15 protein-coding genes are annotated in these 14,084 nt (G+C 74.2%); 3 read left to right on the forward strand and 12 right to left on the reverse strand.

The window, feature by feature from the left end; translation table 11 throughout:
• Positions 1–39 precede the first annotated feature (39 nt).
• From ACU436_RS00730 to speB, 12 genes are all read right to left on the reverse strand, one after another.
• Positions 40–600, reverse strand: a complete 561-nt coding sequence (locus tag ACU436_RS00730) for an adenine phosphoribosyltransferase (RefSeq protein ID WP_459020646.1) — start codon at positions 598–600, stop codon at positions 40–42.
• Positions 597–1,805 (reverse strand): protein translocase subunit SecF, encoded by a 1,209-nt coding sequence (gene secF / locus ACU436_RS00735; RefSeq protein ID WP_459020647.1) that lies wholly within the window; start codon positions 1,803–1,805, stop codon positions 597–599. Before secF ends, ACU436_RS00730 begins: the two co-directional genes overlap by 4 nt.
• A gap of 1 nt (position 1,806) precedes the next feature.
• Positions 1,807–3,525 (reverse strand): protein translocase subunit SecD, encoded by a 1,719-nt coding sequence (gene secD / locus ACU436_RS00740; RefSeq protein ID WP_459020648.1) that lies wholly within the window; start codon positions 3,523–3,525, stop codon positions 1,807–1,809.
• A 64-nt stretch (positions 3,526–3,589) separates the two neighbouring features.
• Complete coding sequence (yajC, locus tag ACU436_RS00745) at positions 3,590–3,994, reverse strand: preprotein translocase subunit YajC (protein WP_459020649.1); 405 nt, start codon at positions 3,992–3,994, stop codon at positions 3,590–3,592.
• Positions 3,995–4,053: 59 nt separating this feature from the next.
• A complete protein-coding gene (ruvB, locus tag ACU436_RS00750) occupies positions 4,054–5,085 on the reverse strand; it encodes a Holliday junction branch migration DNA helicase RuvB (protein ID WP_459020650.1) in 1,032 nt (343 codons plus the stop codon).
• The gene (gene ruvA / locus ACU436_RS00755) at positions 5,082–5,687 is read right to left on the reverse strand and encodes a Holliday junction branch migration protein RuvA (RefSeq protein WP_459020651.1); all 606 of its coding nucleotides are present in this window, start codon (positions 5,685–5,687) and stop codon (positions 5,082–5,084) included. The genes ruvB and ruvA overlap by 4 nt, the downstream gene beginning before the upstream one ends.
• Positions 5,684–6,259, reverse strand: coding sequence for a crossover junction endodeoxyribonuclease RuvC (gene ruvC / locus ACU436_RS00760; RefSeq protein ID WP_459020652.1), 576 nt, complete (start codon positions 6,257–6,259; stop codon positions 5,684–5,686). The genes ruvA and ruvC overlap by 4 nt, the downstream gene beginning before the upstream one ends.
• A 121-nt stretch (positions 6,260–6,380) precedes the next feature.
• A complete protein-coding gene (locus ACU436_RS00765; RefSeq protein WP_459020653.1) occupies positions 6,381–6,809 on the reverse strand; it encodes a VOC family protein in 429 nt (142 codons plus the stop codon).
• A 27-nt stretch (positions 6,810–6,836) separates the two neighbouring features.
• On the reverse strand, positions 6,837–7,277 hold the full coding sequence (locus ACU436_RS00770; RefSeq protein WP_459022573.1) for a helix-turn-helix domain-containing protein: 441 nt from the start codon (positions 7,275–7,277) through the stop codon (positions 6,837–6,839).
• 13 nt (positions 7,278–7,290) lie between these two features.
• Entirely contained in the window at positions 7,291–8,709 is a 1,419-nt protein-coding gene (locus ACU436_RS00775; RefSeq protein ID WP_459020654.1) for a sodium:solute symporter family protein, read from the reverse strand.
• A gap of 3 nt (positions 8,710–8,712) precedes the next feature.
• Entirely contained in the window at positions 8,713–10,293 is a 1,581-nt protein-coding gene (locus tag ACU436_RS00780; RefSeq protein WP_459020655.1) for a 5-guanidino-2-oxopentanoate decarboxylase, read from the reverse strand.
• Positions 10,290–11,222 (reverse strand): agmatinase, encoded by a 933-nt coding sequence (gene speB / locus ACU436_RS00785; protein WP_459020656.1) that lies wholly within the window; start codon positions 11,220–11,222, stop codon positions 10,290–10,292. Before speB ends, ACU436_RS00780 begins: the two co-directional genes overlap by 4 nt.
• 92 nt (positions 11,223–11,314) lie before the next feature.
• On the opposite strand from speB, the gene ACU436_RS00790 reads away from it, so the two are divergent.
• The 3 genes from ACU436_RS00790 to ACU436_RS00800 all read left to right on the forward strand — a co-directional run bounded on the left by ACU436_RS00790 (position 11,315) and on the right by ACU436_RS00800 (position 14,077).
• On the forward strand, positions 11,315–12,823 hold the full coding sequence (locus ACU436_RS00790; protein ID WP_459020657.1) for a PucR family transcriptional regulator: 1,509 nt from the start codon (positions 11,315–11,317) through the stop codon (positions 12,821–12,823).
• A gap of 64 nt (positions 12,824–12,887) precedes the next feature.
• Positions 12,888–13,463 (forward strand): class I SAM-dependent methyltransferase, encoded by a 576-nt coding sequence (locus tag ACU436_RS00795; protein ID WP_459020658.1) that lies wholly within the window; start codon positions 12,888–12,890, stop codon positions 13,461–13,463.
• A gap of 122 nt (positions 13,464–13,585) precedes the next feature.
• Positions 13,586–14,077, forward strand: coding sequence for a pyridoxamine 5'-phosphate oxidase family protein (locus ACU436_RS00800; RefSeq protein WP_459020659.1), 492 nt, complete (start codon positions 13,586–13,588; stop codon positions 14,075–14,077).
• Positions 14,078–14,084 lie beyond the last annotated feature (7 nt).

Genomic DNA, 14,084 nt, shown 5'->3' on the forward strand with positions numbered 1-14,084 from the left:
GGTCCTGCCCTTCACCCGCACCAGTCTAGGCTTCCCCGATCAGACCGCCAGCAGGGCGTGCACCGGGAGGTCACCCAGCCGTGACCGGCCGTTCAGCGCGGTGAGCTCCAGCAGCGCGCCGAACCCGATGACGGTGGCGCCCACCTCGCGCAACAGGTCGGCGGACGCCGCGGCGGTGCCGCCGGTGGCGAGCACGTCGTCGACGAGGAAGACGCGCGCGCCCGGGGCGACGGCGTCGGCGGGCAGCTCCAGCGTGGCGGTGCCGTACTCCAGGTCGTAGCTGCGCGCCGCCGCCACCCGCGGCAGCTTGCCCGCCTTGCGGACGGGGACGACGCCCGTGCCCGCCACCACCGCGACCGCGGCGCCCAGCAGGAACCCGCGCGCCTCGACCCCGGCCACCACGTCGGCATCCCGCACGAGCGCTGCGAGCTCGGTGGTCACCGCCGTGAACGCTTCGGCGTCCGCGAGGACCGGCGTGATGTCCCGGAACAGGATCCCCGGCGACGGGAAGTCGGGCACGTCGCGGACCAGCCCGGCCACCCGCTCCAGCTCGGGCCCGGACTCGGTGTCGGCGCCCGCCACGACGACGGGGCCGGTCACCGGTGCCGCTTGCCGGACGGCCGGCCCGACTTGCCGGAGGGCCGCGCCGGCCGCTGCTGCCCGCGGGCGTGCCGCGCCGGCACGGTGCCGGCCGCGGCCATGGCGCGCTCCTGGCGCAGCTCGCCCTCGAGCACGGCGTCGTCGGCGAGGTCCGGGTCGCTGCCGGGTGCCGCGCCCTCGGCCTGAGCGGCGGCGGCGCCGGCCGCCTTCCGCCTGCGCGCCGCCACCCGCTCCGCCTGCTGCTGGTACCGCGGGTCGCGCATCTTGAGGTCGACGAGGATCGGCGAGGCCAGCAGCAGCGACGACAGCGCGCCCGCGATGATGCCCACCATCTGCACGAGCGCCAGGTCGGCGAGCGTGCCGACCCCGAGGACACCGACGCCGATCACCATCAGCGCCACGACCGGCAGCACCGCGAAGAGCGAGGTGTTGAGCGACCGGATGAGCGTCTGGTTGAGCGCGAGGTTGGCCGTCTCGGCGTACGTGCGGCGGGTGAGCCCGAGCAGACCGCGGGTGTTCTCCTTGACCTTGTCGAACACCACGACCGTGTCGTACAGGGAGAACCCGAGGATCGTCAGCAGGCCGATCACCGTGGACGGGGTGACCTCGAACCCGATGATCGAGTAGATGCCGGCGGTGACCACCACGTCGTGCAGCAGGGCGACGAGCGCGGCGAGCGCCATGGCCCGTTCGAAGTAGAACGCCAGGAAGACCGTGACGAGCACCAGGAACACGGCCAGCGCGATGAGCGCCTGGCGGGTGATCTGCCCGCCCCAGCTACCGCTCACCGCGCTGTCGCTGATCGCGTCGAGCGCCGGCGTGCCGCTCGCACCGACGGGTTGGAACGTGTCGAAGAGCGCCTGCTTGAGCGGCACCAGCTGGGCCGGGCCGAGCGGCTCCGACCGGAGCAGGATCGACGCCGAGTCGCCCGTGCCGGCCGCCTGCACGGCCTCCGGCTCGCTGCCGATCACCCGCTCGTACACCGCCCGCACCGACTCGACGTCGGCCGGGGCGGCCGTGGACGTGGTGGGGAACTGGATCTGCGTGCCACCGGTGAAGTCGATGCCGAGGTTGAAGCCGCGGAACACCATCGAGCCGATGCACACCAGCACCAGTACCGAGAACGCGATGTACCAGAGGCGCTTGCGCCCGATGATGTCGAACGCACCCGTGCCCGTGTAGAGCCTGTTGAGGACCCCGGCCACGTCAGGCTCCCTTCGATCGGCCGGATGCGGCGGCGAGTGCCCGCCTGCGCTGGGCGCCCGTGCGGGCGGCCTCGCCCAACCCGGACAGGCCGGGGTTGCTGAACACGCGCGACTTGGCCACCAACGACACCAGCGGGTGCGTCACCAGGAACACGACGACCAGGTCGAGCACGGTGGACAGGCCGAGGGTGAAGGCGAAGCCCTTCACCTGCCCGACGGCCAGCAGGTACAGCACCGCCGAGCACAGGAAGCTCACGGCGTCGGCCGAGAGGATCGTGCGCCGCGCCCGCACCCATCCGCGCGGTACGGCCGAGCGGAACGTCCGCCCTTCGCGCATCTCGTCCTTCAACCGTTCGAAGAAGATGATGAACGAGTCGGCCGTGATGCCGATGGCCAGGATGAAGCCGGCCACGCCCGCCAGGTCGAGGGTGAACCCGATCCAGCGTCCGAGCAGCACCAGCACGGGATAGACGATCGCCGCGGAGAGCCCCAGCGACAGGACCAGGAGTATCCCGAGCACCCGGTAGTAGAAGAGGCCGTAGACGAACACGAGCAGCAGCCCGATCCCGCCGGCGATCAGCCCGGCCTCCAGCGATGCGAGACCGAGCGTCGCGGACACCGTCTGCGCCTCCGACGACTCGAACGACAGCGGCAGCGAGCCGTACCGCAGGGCGCCGGCCAGCTGCTCGGCCTCCGCCTGGCTGAACTGGCCCTCGATCTGGGTGGCCCCGAAGATCGGCTGGTTGATCTTGGGCGCCGACACGACCTCGCCGTCGAGCGTGAACGCCGTCAGCTTCCCGACGTTGTTGGTGGTGTAGTCGCCCCACACCTGCTGGCCGTGCCCCTCGAACGTCAGGCTGACGACCCAGCCGACGCCCTGGGTGTTCTGCTGGGCCTGCGCGCCGGCGATGTCGGTGCCCTCGAGGAACGACGGCCCCAGGACGTACTTCTCGGTGCCGTCCTGGTTGCACGCCACCAGCGGCTTGGTGGGGTCGTCGTAGCCGCGCAGCGGGTCGCGGGCATGGCAGTCGAGCGTCAGCAGCGCGGTCTGCTGCACCGTCGGGTCGGTGCTCTGCCGCATCTGGCGGGCCGACTCGACCTCGGCCGCGAGCCGGGGGTCGGCGGGCGCTGCGGTGCCCGAGGCGGGCGGTGGCGCGGGTGGCGGCGGCGGATCCTGCAGCGGCCGGCTGAAGGCGACCGGGGCGACATCGCGCTCGACCCCGTCACCCATGCCCTGCGGTTGCCCCGGCGCAGGAGCCTGCCCCGCGTCCGGCGCCGCCGGGGGCGCACCAGGATCCGCAGGTGGGGCACCCGGCTGCTGCTGGGGCTGTTGCTGCGCGGCGTACGGCCCGCCGACGACCTCGCGGAAGCGCAGCTGGGCCGTCTGGCCGAGCGAACGCGCCTGTTCGCCCTCCTGGCCGGGCACGGTGATCGTCAGGTTGCTGCCGTCGATCACCACCTCGGCGCCACTCACACCGAGGCCGTTGACGCGCTCCTCGATGATCGCCTGCGCCTGCTGGAGCTGGTCGCGCGGCGGCTCGGCGCCGGTCTCGGTGCGGGGCTCCAGGGTGACGCGGGTGCCACCCTGTAGGTCGATGCCCAGCTTGGGCGTCGGACTGCCGCCGCCGGTGAAGAACACCAGCGCGTACAGCGCAGCGACGACGGCGACGAACGACGCCAGATGGCGCCAGGGGCGGATCTGCCCCGGGGTGGATGCCACTGCTCGCGATCTTCTTCCTGCTCAGGTGCGACCCGCCCGGCTCACCGGCGGCCGCGCGGCGCCGTCAGCTGCGGGCCGTGCCGTTCGTCGACTCGTCCTTCTCCACAGCCGACTTCTCGAGCGACGGCGCCGCCGCCTCGTCGGGCTCCGGCTCCGTGACGGCGGCCGGCGCGGCCGGCGTCTCCTCCGCCGGGGCGTCGTCCTCGGAGATGACGGGGTCGACCTTCTCCCGGACCGCGCCCCGCACCCAGGTGGTGATGACGCCGTCAGCGATCTCGATGTCGAGCGTGTCCTCGTAGGACGCGTCGACGATGGTGCCGCGCAGGCCCGACGTCGTCATCACGACGTCCCCGGCCTCGAGGGCCGCCTGCATCTTCTGCATCTCCTGCTGCTGACGCCGCTGCTTCCGCCCCGAAAGGAAGATCGGGATGAACAGCAGCAGGATTAGCAGGGGGAACAGCAGTTCCATGGTATTGGTCTCCGATTCTCCGCGCGTCGAGAAGCCACCAGAGTCTGCCAGCCCCCGGTTCAGAACAACGCGGGAGGGCCACCCGGAGTGACGTCGGGTGGCGCAGCGATGCCCAGATGTGACCAGGCGGCGGCCGTGGCCACCCGTCCCCGCGGTGTGCGCGCCAGCATCCCGGCCCGCACGAGGAAGGGCTCGCAGACCTCCTCGACGGTACCCGGTTCCTCGCCCACCGCCACTGCCAGCGTCGACACGCCCACCGGTCCGCCGCCGAAGGAGCGCACGAGCGCCCCGAGCACCGCGCGGTCGAGCCGGTCGAGGCCGAGCTCGTCGACGTCGTACACGGCGAGCGCGTCGCGGGCCACGGCGCGGGTGACGGCACCGTCGGCGCGCACCTCCGCGAAGTCCCGCACCCGCCGCAGCAGGCGGTTGGCGATGCGCGGGGTGCCGCGGGAGCGCATCGCGATCTCCTCGCCGCCGTCCGGGCGCAGATCGACGCCCAGGATGGTGGCCGCCCGGCGCAGCACGAGCTCCAGCTCCCCCGACTCGTAGAACTCCATGTGGGCGGTGAAGCCGAAGCGGTCGCGCAGCGGGCCGGTGAGTGCGCCGGACCGGGTGGTGGCGCCCACCAGCGTGAACGGGGCGATGTCGAGCGGGATGGACGTGGCGCCGGGCCCCTTGCCGACGACGACGTCGACGCGGAAGTCCTCCATGGCCAGGTAGAGCATCTCCTCGGCCGGCCGGGCCGTGCGGTGGATCTCGTCGATGAACAGGACGTCGCCCGGTTCGAGGTTGGACAGCATCGCGGCGAGGTCGCCCGCGCGTTCCAGGGCGGGCCCGGACGTCAGCCGGATCGCCGCGCCCATCTCGGCGGCCACGATGAGCGCGAGGCTCGTCTTGCCGAGCCCGGGCGGCCCGGACAGCAGGATGTGGTCGGGCGGCTGGTCGCGGCGGCGCGCGCCCTCGAGCACGAGCTCCAGCTGCTCGCGCACGCGCGGCTGCCCGATGAACTCGGTGAGCGTGCGCGGGCGCAGCGAGGCGTCGGCCTCGAGGTCCTCCGGCTCGGGCTCCGGCGTGAGCGCGACCTCGGTCACCGTCCCTTGCCACCCAGCCTCGTGAGCGCGGCACGCAGCAGCGCGCTCGCGTCCGAGGTCCCGTCACCGGCCAGGACGGCGTCGACCGCCCCCTCGGCCGGCTTCGCCGCGAAACCGAGGCCGACCAGCGCCTCCACGACCTGGTCGCGCCGCGGGTTGGACCCGTTCGCGGTGCCCGGCAGCATCGCAGGCGCCGCCGCGGGCGCGACGACCTTGTCGCGCAGCTCCAGGGCCAGCCGTTCGGCGCCCTTGCGGCCGATCCCGGGCACCCGGGTGAGCGTCGTGAGATCGGCGTCGACGAGCGCGCGGCGCAACGCTTCGGGGCTCAGCACGGCGAGCGTGGCGAGCGCGATGCGCGGCCCGATGCCGCTCACGGTCTGCAGCAGTCCGAAGAGCTCCCGCTCCTCCTCGTCGGCGAACCCGAACAGGGTGAGCGAGTCCTCCCGCACCACGAGCGCGGTGGCGAGCCTGCCCTGCTCGCCGCGTCGCAGCCGGGAGAGGGTGCCCGGCGAGGCCTGCACGGCGAGGCCGACCCCGCCCACCTCGACGACGGCGTGGTCGAGGCCGATCTCCAGAACCTCACCCCGCACCGAACTGATCATGATGCCTCTCCCCTCGCCTTCCGGGCCGCCTCCAGCCGGGTCCGGTGGGCACGCGCGAGCTCGGCCGACCGCGCCTGTGCCTGCGCCATCCGGTCGAGCATGGGCGCGCGCCAGCAGTGGCAGATGGCGAGGGCGAGCGCGTCGGCCGCATCGGCCGGCCGCGGCGCCTCCTCCAGGCCGAGCAGCCGCGTGACCATGGTCGTCACCTGCTGCTTCCCCGCGCGCCCCTCGCCCGTGACGGCGGCCTTCACCTCGCTGGGCGTGTGGAACGCGACCGGCAGCCCCGCCTTCGCGGCGAGCATCGCGACGACGCCGCTGACCTGGGCCGTGCCCATCACCGTGCGGACGTTGTGCTGGCTGAACACCCGCTCGACCGCGACCACGTCGGGCCGGTGCCGCTCGATCCACCGCTCGACGGCGGCGCCGACCGCGAGCAGCCGCTCCGGCAGCGGATCGTCGGCCGGAGTGCGCACGACGTCGACCGCCACGCACTGCACGCGCCGTCCGCCCGCACCGTCGACGACGCCGAGCCCGCACCGGGTCAACCCCGGGTCGACGCCGAGCACCCGCACCCGATCTCCCCCACCCGATCTTCGCCAAGCCGATCATTTCCGCGAACAGCCGTTCGAGAGGCAGGCTACCGGCGTGCCCGCGGGGCGCTTCAGGGGCGCGCCGACCCGGGCCGGATCCTTCTCACCCGACCGGCTGGGTGAGGCTGAACCAGTTGCCGGAGTCGTCGCGGAAGATCGCTTCCACGCCGTAGGGCCGCTCAGCCGGCTCCTGGGTGAACACGACCCCGCGGGCGGTCAGCTCCTCGTAGGTCTTCCGGATGTCGTCGGTGGCCATCGCCCCGGCGCCCAGCGCCCCCTTCGCGACGAGCGCGCGGATCTGGTCGGCCGTGGCGGCGTCGCCGACCATCCGCGGATCGGCCAGGATCATGTCGACGTCCGGCTGGTCGGGCGGGCCGACCGTGAGCCAGCGGAACCCCTCCCCCGCTCCCTCGAAGTCCGCACCCATCCGCACGTCGCTGCGCACCTCGAAGCCGAGCTTCTCCGTGTAGAACTCCTTCGCCCGGTCCTGGTCCAGCACGAACAGGGACGCGTGCGACAACCTTCTGATCATGTCGTCCTCCCGTCGGGTACGACGACGCTAGGACCCACCGTTCGTCGGATGCTTCTCCGACGTTGCGGTGCCGGTCCGGCCGGGACGGCTCCACGCCATCACGAAGCAGCCGGGCACGCGCGGCGCACCACGCTCCGCGTGGAGCCTGCGGTACTCGGTGGGCGGTGCACCGACCAGCTCCGAGAACCGCGAGCTGAACGACCCGAGGCTCGAGAACCCGACCAGGTGGCAGACCTCGGTGACCGTCAGGTTGGCCGAGCGCAGCAGGTCCTGCGCGCGCTCGACCCGCCGGCGGGTGAGGTACCGGCCCGGCGTCTCCCCGTAGGCCCGCGTGAACACCCGCACGAAGTGGTAGCGGGAGAACCCGGCCGCCCGGGCCATCGCGTCGATGTCGAGCGGCTCGGCGAAGTGCCGGTCGATCAGGTCGCGCGCCCGCCGCAGGTGGAAGACGGCTGGGACGACGGGCACCGGCACCGGGCCATCACACCACGGACGTCCGCTCGGGCGCGCTGCGCCGGTCCCACTCGGCCAGCACCTCCGGCGCCGTGCGCCGCGACGCGAGGCTCCCGGCCACGAACGCGACCAGCCCGGCCGCCAGCCCGACGTACACCGGCTCGTTCGCGTAGATGTCGCCGACCGCGATCATCGTGGCGACGGTGGCCACGGTGCCGGCGGCCATCGCCGCCACGGCGCCGACGATCGTGGCGCGCCGCCACACCAGGCCACCCAGGATCGGCACCAGCAGGCCGCCGACCAGGATGTCGTAGGCGATCGTCAGCGCGGCCACCACGTCCTGCAGCAGGCACGAGATCACGATCACGACCACGCCGAGCGCGATGATGAGCAGCCGGTTGCCGCGCACGTGGTCCTCCTCCCCGCCGGCGGGCGCGCGCCCGCGCAGCCGCTGCAGGATGTCCTGGCCGAACACCGTGGCGTTGGCGATGAGCGCGCCGCTGGCGGTGGACATGACGGCGGCCAGCGCCGCGGCGAGCACCAGCCCCGCGAGCACCGGCGTCATGGTGGCGTCCACCACCGCGGTGAAGGCGTCGTCGCGCTCCTCGAGGCCGGGGATCAGCACGCTCGCGCCCATCCCGACCAGCGCGCCCGCCACGCCGTACAGCAGGCAGTAGACGCCCGCCGCCGCTCCTCCCCAGCGGGCCACGCCCGGGCTGCGGGCGGTGAACACGCGCTGCCAGATGTCCTGCCCGATGAGCAGGCCGAACGTGTAGATGACGAAGTACGTCACGATCGTCTCGCCACCGATCGTGGTGAGCGAGAGCGCCTCCGGTGGCACGGCCGCGAACCCGCCGGCCTGCACGAGCACCACCGGGAGCAGGATCAGGAAGATCCCGACGGTCTGGATCAGGAACTGCACGAAGTCGGTGAGCGTGATCGACCACATCCCGCCGAGCGCCGAGTAGACCACCACGACGACGCCGCCGACGATGATCGACGGCACCCGCGGCAGGTCGAGCAGCGCCGCGAAGATCGTGGCGTACGCGATCGTCGAGGTCACCGTCAGCATCAGCGTGTAGCCGAACATCACCACCCCGGACAGCACGCTCGCCCCCGGCCCGTACCGCAGCTCGAGCATCTGGCTGACGGTGTAGACGCCCAGCCGCTGCACCCGCCCGGCGAACAGCAGCGACAGCAGCAGGACGCCGGCGCCGATCGCGACCACGAGCCACATGCCCGACAGCCCGTACTCGTATCCGAGGCCGATGCCGCCGATCGTCGACGCGCCGCCGAGCACGAGCGCGGACATCGTGCCGGCGTAGAGCAGCGGGCCGAGGCGCCTGCCGGCCACGAGGAAGTCCGCTTCGGTCCTGGCGCGGCGCTTGCCCCAGAAGCCGAACGCGATCATGGCGACGAGGTAGGCGACGACGATGGCGACGTCCACGTCTCACTCCGTTCGTGTCTTGAGGTGGATGAGGGTCGGGCGGTCGGCCGACAGCGCGTCGGCCACGAGCGCGGTGAGCGCGCCCGGGTCGGTCGTGCGCACGCCGCGGGCGCCGAAGGCCCCGGCCAGCGCGGCGAGATCGGGCGCGGGCAGGTCCACCCCGGTGGGCGGGATTCCGCGCCGCTCCTGCTGGTCGCGGATCTCGCGGTAGCCGCAGTTGTCGACCACCACGATCGGCAGCGGCAGCCCCAGGTCGACGGCGGTGGCCAGCTCCTGCACGGAGAACAGGAAGGCCCCGTCCCCCAGCAGCGCCGCGGCGGGGTGGCCGGGCCGGGCCAGCGCCGCCCCGATCGCCGCCGGCAGGCCGTACCCGAGGGTGGCGTAGCCGGGCGTGTAGCAGAACCGCCGCGGCGCGGGGACGTCGAAGAAGTGCACCGAGCCCAGGTAGGTGACCTGCGAGCTGTCGCCGGTGAGGACGGCGCCGGACGGCAGCGCGGCCCGGACGGCGGCGTTGATCTCCTCGTAGTCCCCGGCACCGGCCCGCGCCTCGGCCCGGCACGCCTCCCTCAGCGCGCCTGCGCCGGCCGGGGCAGGCTCGTGCTCCGGCAGGACCGCGAGCAGCGCCCGCAGCGTGGCCGCCGCGTCACCGAGCAGCGCGACGTCCGCGCGGCAGTTCTTGTGCAGCTGTGCGGGGTCGATGTCGCAGCGGATCACGGCGCCCGCGGTGATCCGGCCCTCCCACAGGTCGGCGTCGCCGAGCTCGCTGCCCACGACCAGCAGGGCGTCACTGTCCGCGGCCGCCTCCTGCAGGGCGCGCAGCCGCACGGCGGCCCCGACGGCGAGCGGGTGCGACTCGTCGAGCACGCCCTTGCCGTTGACGGTGGTGGCCACCGGCGCGCCCAGGGCCTCGGCGAGCTCCCGGACCTCCGCGGCCGCGTCCACGGCGCCGCCACCCGCGATCACGAGCGGACGGCGCGCCCGGCCGAGCAGGGTGGCCGCGCGCCGGACGGCGGCGGCGTCGGGCGCGGGCACCGGTGTGACGGCCCCGACCCACGGGCTGCCGCCCCACGGCCGCTCCAGCACGTCCACGGGGATCTCGACGTGCACCGGCCGCGGACGGGTCCCGCGGAACGCGGCGAACGCCTCGGTGACGGCGTCGGCGGCGTCCTCGGGGCTCTCGACGCGGCGGCTCCAGCGCACGAGGCGGCCCATCGCACCGCTCGCGTCCTTGGTCTCGTGCAACAGGCCGAGGTCGGCGCCCTCGGCACCCGTCGGCACCCCCGGCGAGAGGACGAGCATCGGCTGCGACTCGGCGTAGGCGGTGGCGGCCGCCGTCATCACGTTGGTCAGCCCGGGACCGCTGGTGGTCAGCACGACACCGGGCCGGCCGCCGACGCGCGCGTACCCCTCCGCGGCGTAGCCGGCCCCCTGCTCGTGGCGGGGCGTCACGGGGCGGATCCCGCACGGCGCGAGGTGCCGGTAGAGCTCCAGGTTGTGCGTGCCGGGGATGCCGAAGACGGTGTCGACGCCGTGCGCGGCGAGCGTCTCGACGACGGCCGACCCGCCCGTCCGGATGGTGGTCATCCCGCCGCCAGCACGGCGAGCAGCTCGTACGCCACGTGCGCCGCCGCGATCCCGGTGATCTCGGCGTGGTCGTAGGCCGGGGCGACCTCGACGATGTCGGCGCCGACGATGTCGGTTCCCACCAGCGCGCGCAGCGTGTGCAGCAGCTCCCGGCTGGTGAGCCCGCCCGCCTCGGGCGTGCCCGTGCCCGGCGCGTGCGCGGGGTCGAGCACGTCGATGTCCACCGACACGTACACCGGCCCGGCCCCGAGCCGGGCCCGCATCCGCTCGACCACGGCCGGGAGCCCGTCGGTCTGGAAGTCGTCGGACCCGATCACCTGGAAACCGAGCGCGCGGTCGTCGCGCAGGTCGCTCGCCGCGTACAGCGGCCCGCGGATCCCGACGTGCAGGCAGCGCTCCGGGTCGAGCAGGCCCTCCTCGCTCGCCCGCCGGAACGGGGTGCCGTGGGTGTGCGGCGCGCCGAAGTAGGTGTCCCAGGTGTCGAGGTGGGCATCGAAGTGCAGCACGGCGACCGGCCCGTGCGTGCGGTGCACCGAGCGCAGCAGCGGCAGCGCGATCGTGTGGTCGCCGCCGACCGACAGCAGCCGCGCCCCGCCGCCGCGCAGCTCGTCGGACGCGCGCTCGACCGCGCCGATCGCCTCCTCGATGTCGAACGGGTTGATCGCGACGTCCCCGGCGTCGACCACCTGCTGGGCGGCGAACGGCGACACGCCCAGGCCCGGGTGGAACGGGCGGAGCAGCTTGGACGACGCCCGGACGTGTCCCGGGCCGAAGCGGGCGCCGGGCCGGTAGGACACCCCGGAGTCGAACGGCATCCCGAGCACCGCCACGTCCACGTCGCTGACCTGGTCGAGGCGCGGCAGGCGCGCGAACGTGTCCGGCCCGGCGAAGCGGGGCGTCACGGTCGCGTCGACTGGTCCCAGCGGCATCGGCCCAGGGTGAGGCCTCGAGGACTTCCCGGACATCGACGAGCCGTCTAACGTGATCGCACCCGGTTGGCCGAAACGTCCAGGAGGCCCTCGTGCTGACCGTCGCCGACCTCGCCGCCGACCCGGCGCTGCGGCTCGCCGTCGTCGCCGGCCACGCCGCGCTGGACCGCGAGATCGAGGCCGCGGCCGTGTCCGAGCTCGCGGAGCCGGGCCCCTGGCTGCAGGGCGGGGAGCTGCTGCTCACCATCGGGCTGCTGCTCGACGAGTCCGACGCCGGGTGCGCCGCCTACGTCGCCGGCCTGCACGCCGTGGGCGTCCGCGCGCTCGGGTTGGGGCTGGGCGCGGACCTGCGCTACCAGTCGGCTCCGGCCTGCCTCGTCCGCGCGGCGGCGGACGCCGGCCTGCCGCTGCTCACCGTGCCGGACGGGGTGCCGTTCATCGCCGTCACGAAGGCGGTCTTCGCGTGGCGGGCCCGCGAGGAACGCCACCAGCTGGAGTGGGCGCTGCACACCCAGCGCGCGCTCACCGCGGCCGCCGTCCAGCCCGGCGGGCTCGCCGGCATCCTCGGCGCGTACGAGCGGGCCACCGGCCGCGCCGCCCTCGTCGTCGACCTGCTGGAGCGCCCCATCGCGAGCTCCCGCCCCGGCCACGAGGCCCTCGCCGACGGGTTCACCGGCATGCTCGCCCGGGTCCGCGCCCAGGGCCTGCTCGGCGCCGCCGTCGACGCCACCGCGGCGCAGCGGCGCGAGGTGCACCCGCTCGGGTCGCGCAGGCTGCGCGCCTGGCTGCTCGTCACCGGCCCGGCCGAGCGGGCCGGATCCAACCTGGTCACCGGCGACCTCGTCTCGTTGCTGTCGCTCGAGCTCGAACGCGTGCACGGTCTCGGGGCGGCGCGGCAGCGCGATCGCGCGCAGGTGTTGGCCCGGCTGGCCCGGGGCACCGTCGACGACGTCGCCGCCGCGCGCCTGCTGGACGCGGTGGGCCTGCCCGACGGCGACCTGCGGGCCGCCGTCGTCGCCGCGGCCCACCCGGCGGAGCTCGCCGCCGACATCGCCGGAGCGCTGCCCGACGCGCTGACCCGCGTGGTCGACGTCGCGCAGGAGCCCTGCGTCGAGATGGCGGTGCCCGACAGCGTGGACCTCGCCGCGGTCCTGGGCACGCTCGCCCCGGCGCGCCCCGCCGGCATCGGGACCGCGGTCCGGCCCGGGGCGCTCGCCGTGTCGCTGCGCCAGGCGCGCTCCGCCCTGCCGGAGAGCCGGATCGCCGGCCGCCACGTGCACGCCGCCGACATCGCGAGCAGCCGCCGGCTCCTCGCCGCCGTGCCCGGGAAGCGCCTGCAGGGCTACGCCGACGCCGTGCTCGGCCCCCTCGACGCCGGCGAGCGGTCCGCCGAGCTCGTGCGCACCCTCACCGCGTTCCTCGAGCACAACGGCCACTGGGAGGCGGCCGCGGCGGCGTTGCAGGTCCACCGCCACACGGTGCGGAACCGGATCGCGACGGTGGAGCGGCTCACCGGCCGCCGGCTGGGCTCCGCGCACGACCGGCAGGAGCTGTGGCTCGCGCTGCGCGCCCGCGACCTCGCCCGCGCATCCGACGGCTGATGTTCCACCTGACTGTTCCGCTGCGCGTCACCTCGGCGCCCACCACGGTCCCTAGGGTCTCGGCGTGGCTGATGGCCGGGTTCTGTTCCAGGAGTTCCTCCGCGCACCGACGCGCGTCGCGACCGTGACCGCCAGCTCGGAGGCACTGGTCACGGCCCTGCTCGCGCCCCACCGGCTCGACGGCTCGCGGGTCGTCGTCGAGCTGGGCGCCGGCACCGGGCGCGTCACCGACGCGCTGGCGCACCGCCTCGGCGGCACCGGGCGGCACCTCGCCGTCGAGATCAACCCGGTGCTCGCCGAGCGGCTCGCCGCCCGGCACCCGGCCGTCACCGTGGCCTGCGCCGACGCGGCCCGGCTGCCGGACGTCCTGCGCGAGCACGGCATCGAGCGGGTGGACGCCATCGTGAGCCTGCTGCCGTGGGCGGCGTACGCGGCCGCACCCGTGCCCCGGCTCGTCGCGGACGCCCTCGCGCCGTCCGGCACGTTCACCCAGGCCACGCTGCGCGGCTTCCACCTGCTCCCGCCCGCCCGGGAGCAGGCGCGGGACCTGCGGGCGGCGTTCGGCTCACTCACCGCGAGCCCGACGGTGTGGCGAAACCTCCCCCCGGCGCGCGTGTTGATCGCCCGCGATCCCCGCTGAGACGCTCACACACCAACCGTGGCGCTGACACACCAACTGCAGTTCGTGTGTGGGCGCGGATGTTGGTGTGTGACGGCATTCCTGACAGCGGTTGGCGACGTTCGCCCCTAGCGTCACCACCCATGAGCACCTGGGACGAGTTCACCGAGGGCGCCCCGCGGATCGCCGAGGTCTTCATGCGCCGTCACGCGAAGACCGGGAACCTCTGCATGCTGGCCACGCTTCGCTCCGACGGCTTCCCGCGGATCAGCCCGATCGAGCCGCGGACCTTCGAGGGCCGGCTGGTCGTCGGCGGCATGCCGGGCACCACGAAGTTCTCCGACCTCGCCCGCGACCCGCGGTTCTGCCTGCACACCGCCACCGTCGACACCCACGTGGCCGACGGCGACGCGAAGCTCTTCGGACGCGTCCACGACGAGCAGGACGACGCCCTGCACCAGCGGTACGCCGACTGGCTCTACGCGCAGATCGGGTTCGACCTGCGGGGACGCGTGTTCCGGCCCTTCTACGTCGCGGACCTGACCGGGGCGTCGTCCGTGGAGATCGTGGACGGCGCGATGGAGGTGACGATCTGGAAGCCCGGCGAGCCGGAGCGGGTGGTCCGCAAGGGCTGACGGGTAG

Source organism: Pseudonocardia wallangbongensis, from assembly GCF_054486945.1.

Coding starts and splice junctions, on each gene's coding strand:
- speB (WP_459020656.1), bottom strand. CDS start 11,222: ATGCCGCTGGGACCAGTCGACGCGACCGTGACGCCCCGCTTCGCCGGG.
- ACU436_RS00800 (WP_459020659.1), top strand. CDS start 13,586: ATGAGCACCTGGGACGAGTTCACCGAGGGCGCCCCGCGGATCGCCGAG.
- ACU436_RS00765 (WP_459020653.1), bottom strand. CDS start 6,809: ATGATCAGAAGGTTGTCGCACGCGTCCCTGTTCGTGCTGGACCAGGAC.
- ACU436_RS00780 (WP_459020655.1), bottom strand. CDS start 10,293: ATGACCACCATCCGGACGGGCGGGTCGGCCGTCGTCGAGACGCTCGCC.
- yajC (WP_459020649.1), bottom strand. CDS start 3,994: ATGGAACTGCTGTTCCCCCTGCTAATCCTGCTGCTGTTCATCCCGATC.
- ruvA (WP_459020651.1), bottom strand. CDS start 5,687: ATGATCAGTTCGGTGCGGGGTGAGGTTCTGGAGATCGGCCTCGACCAC.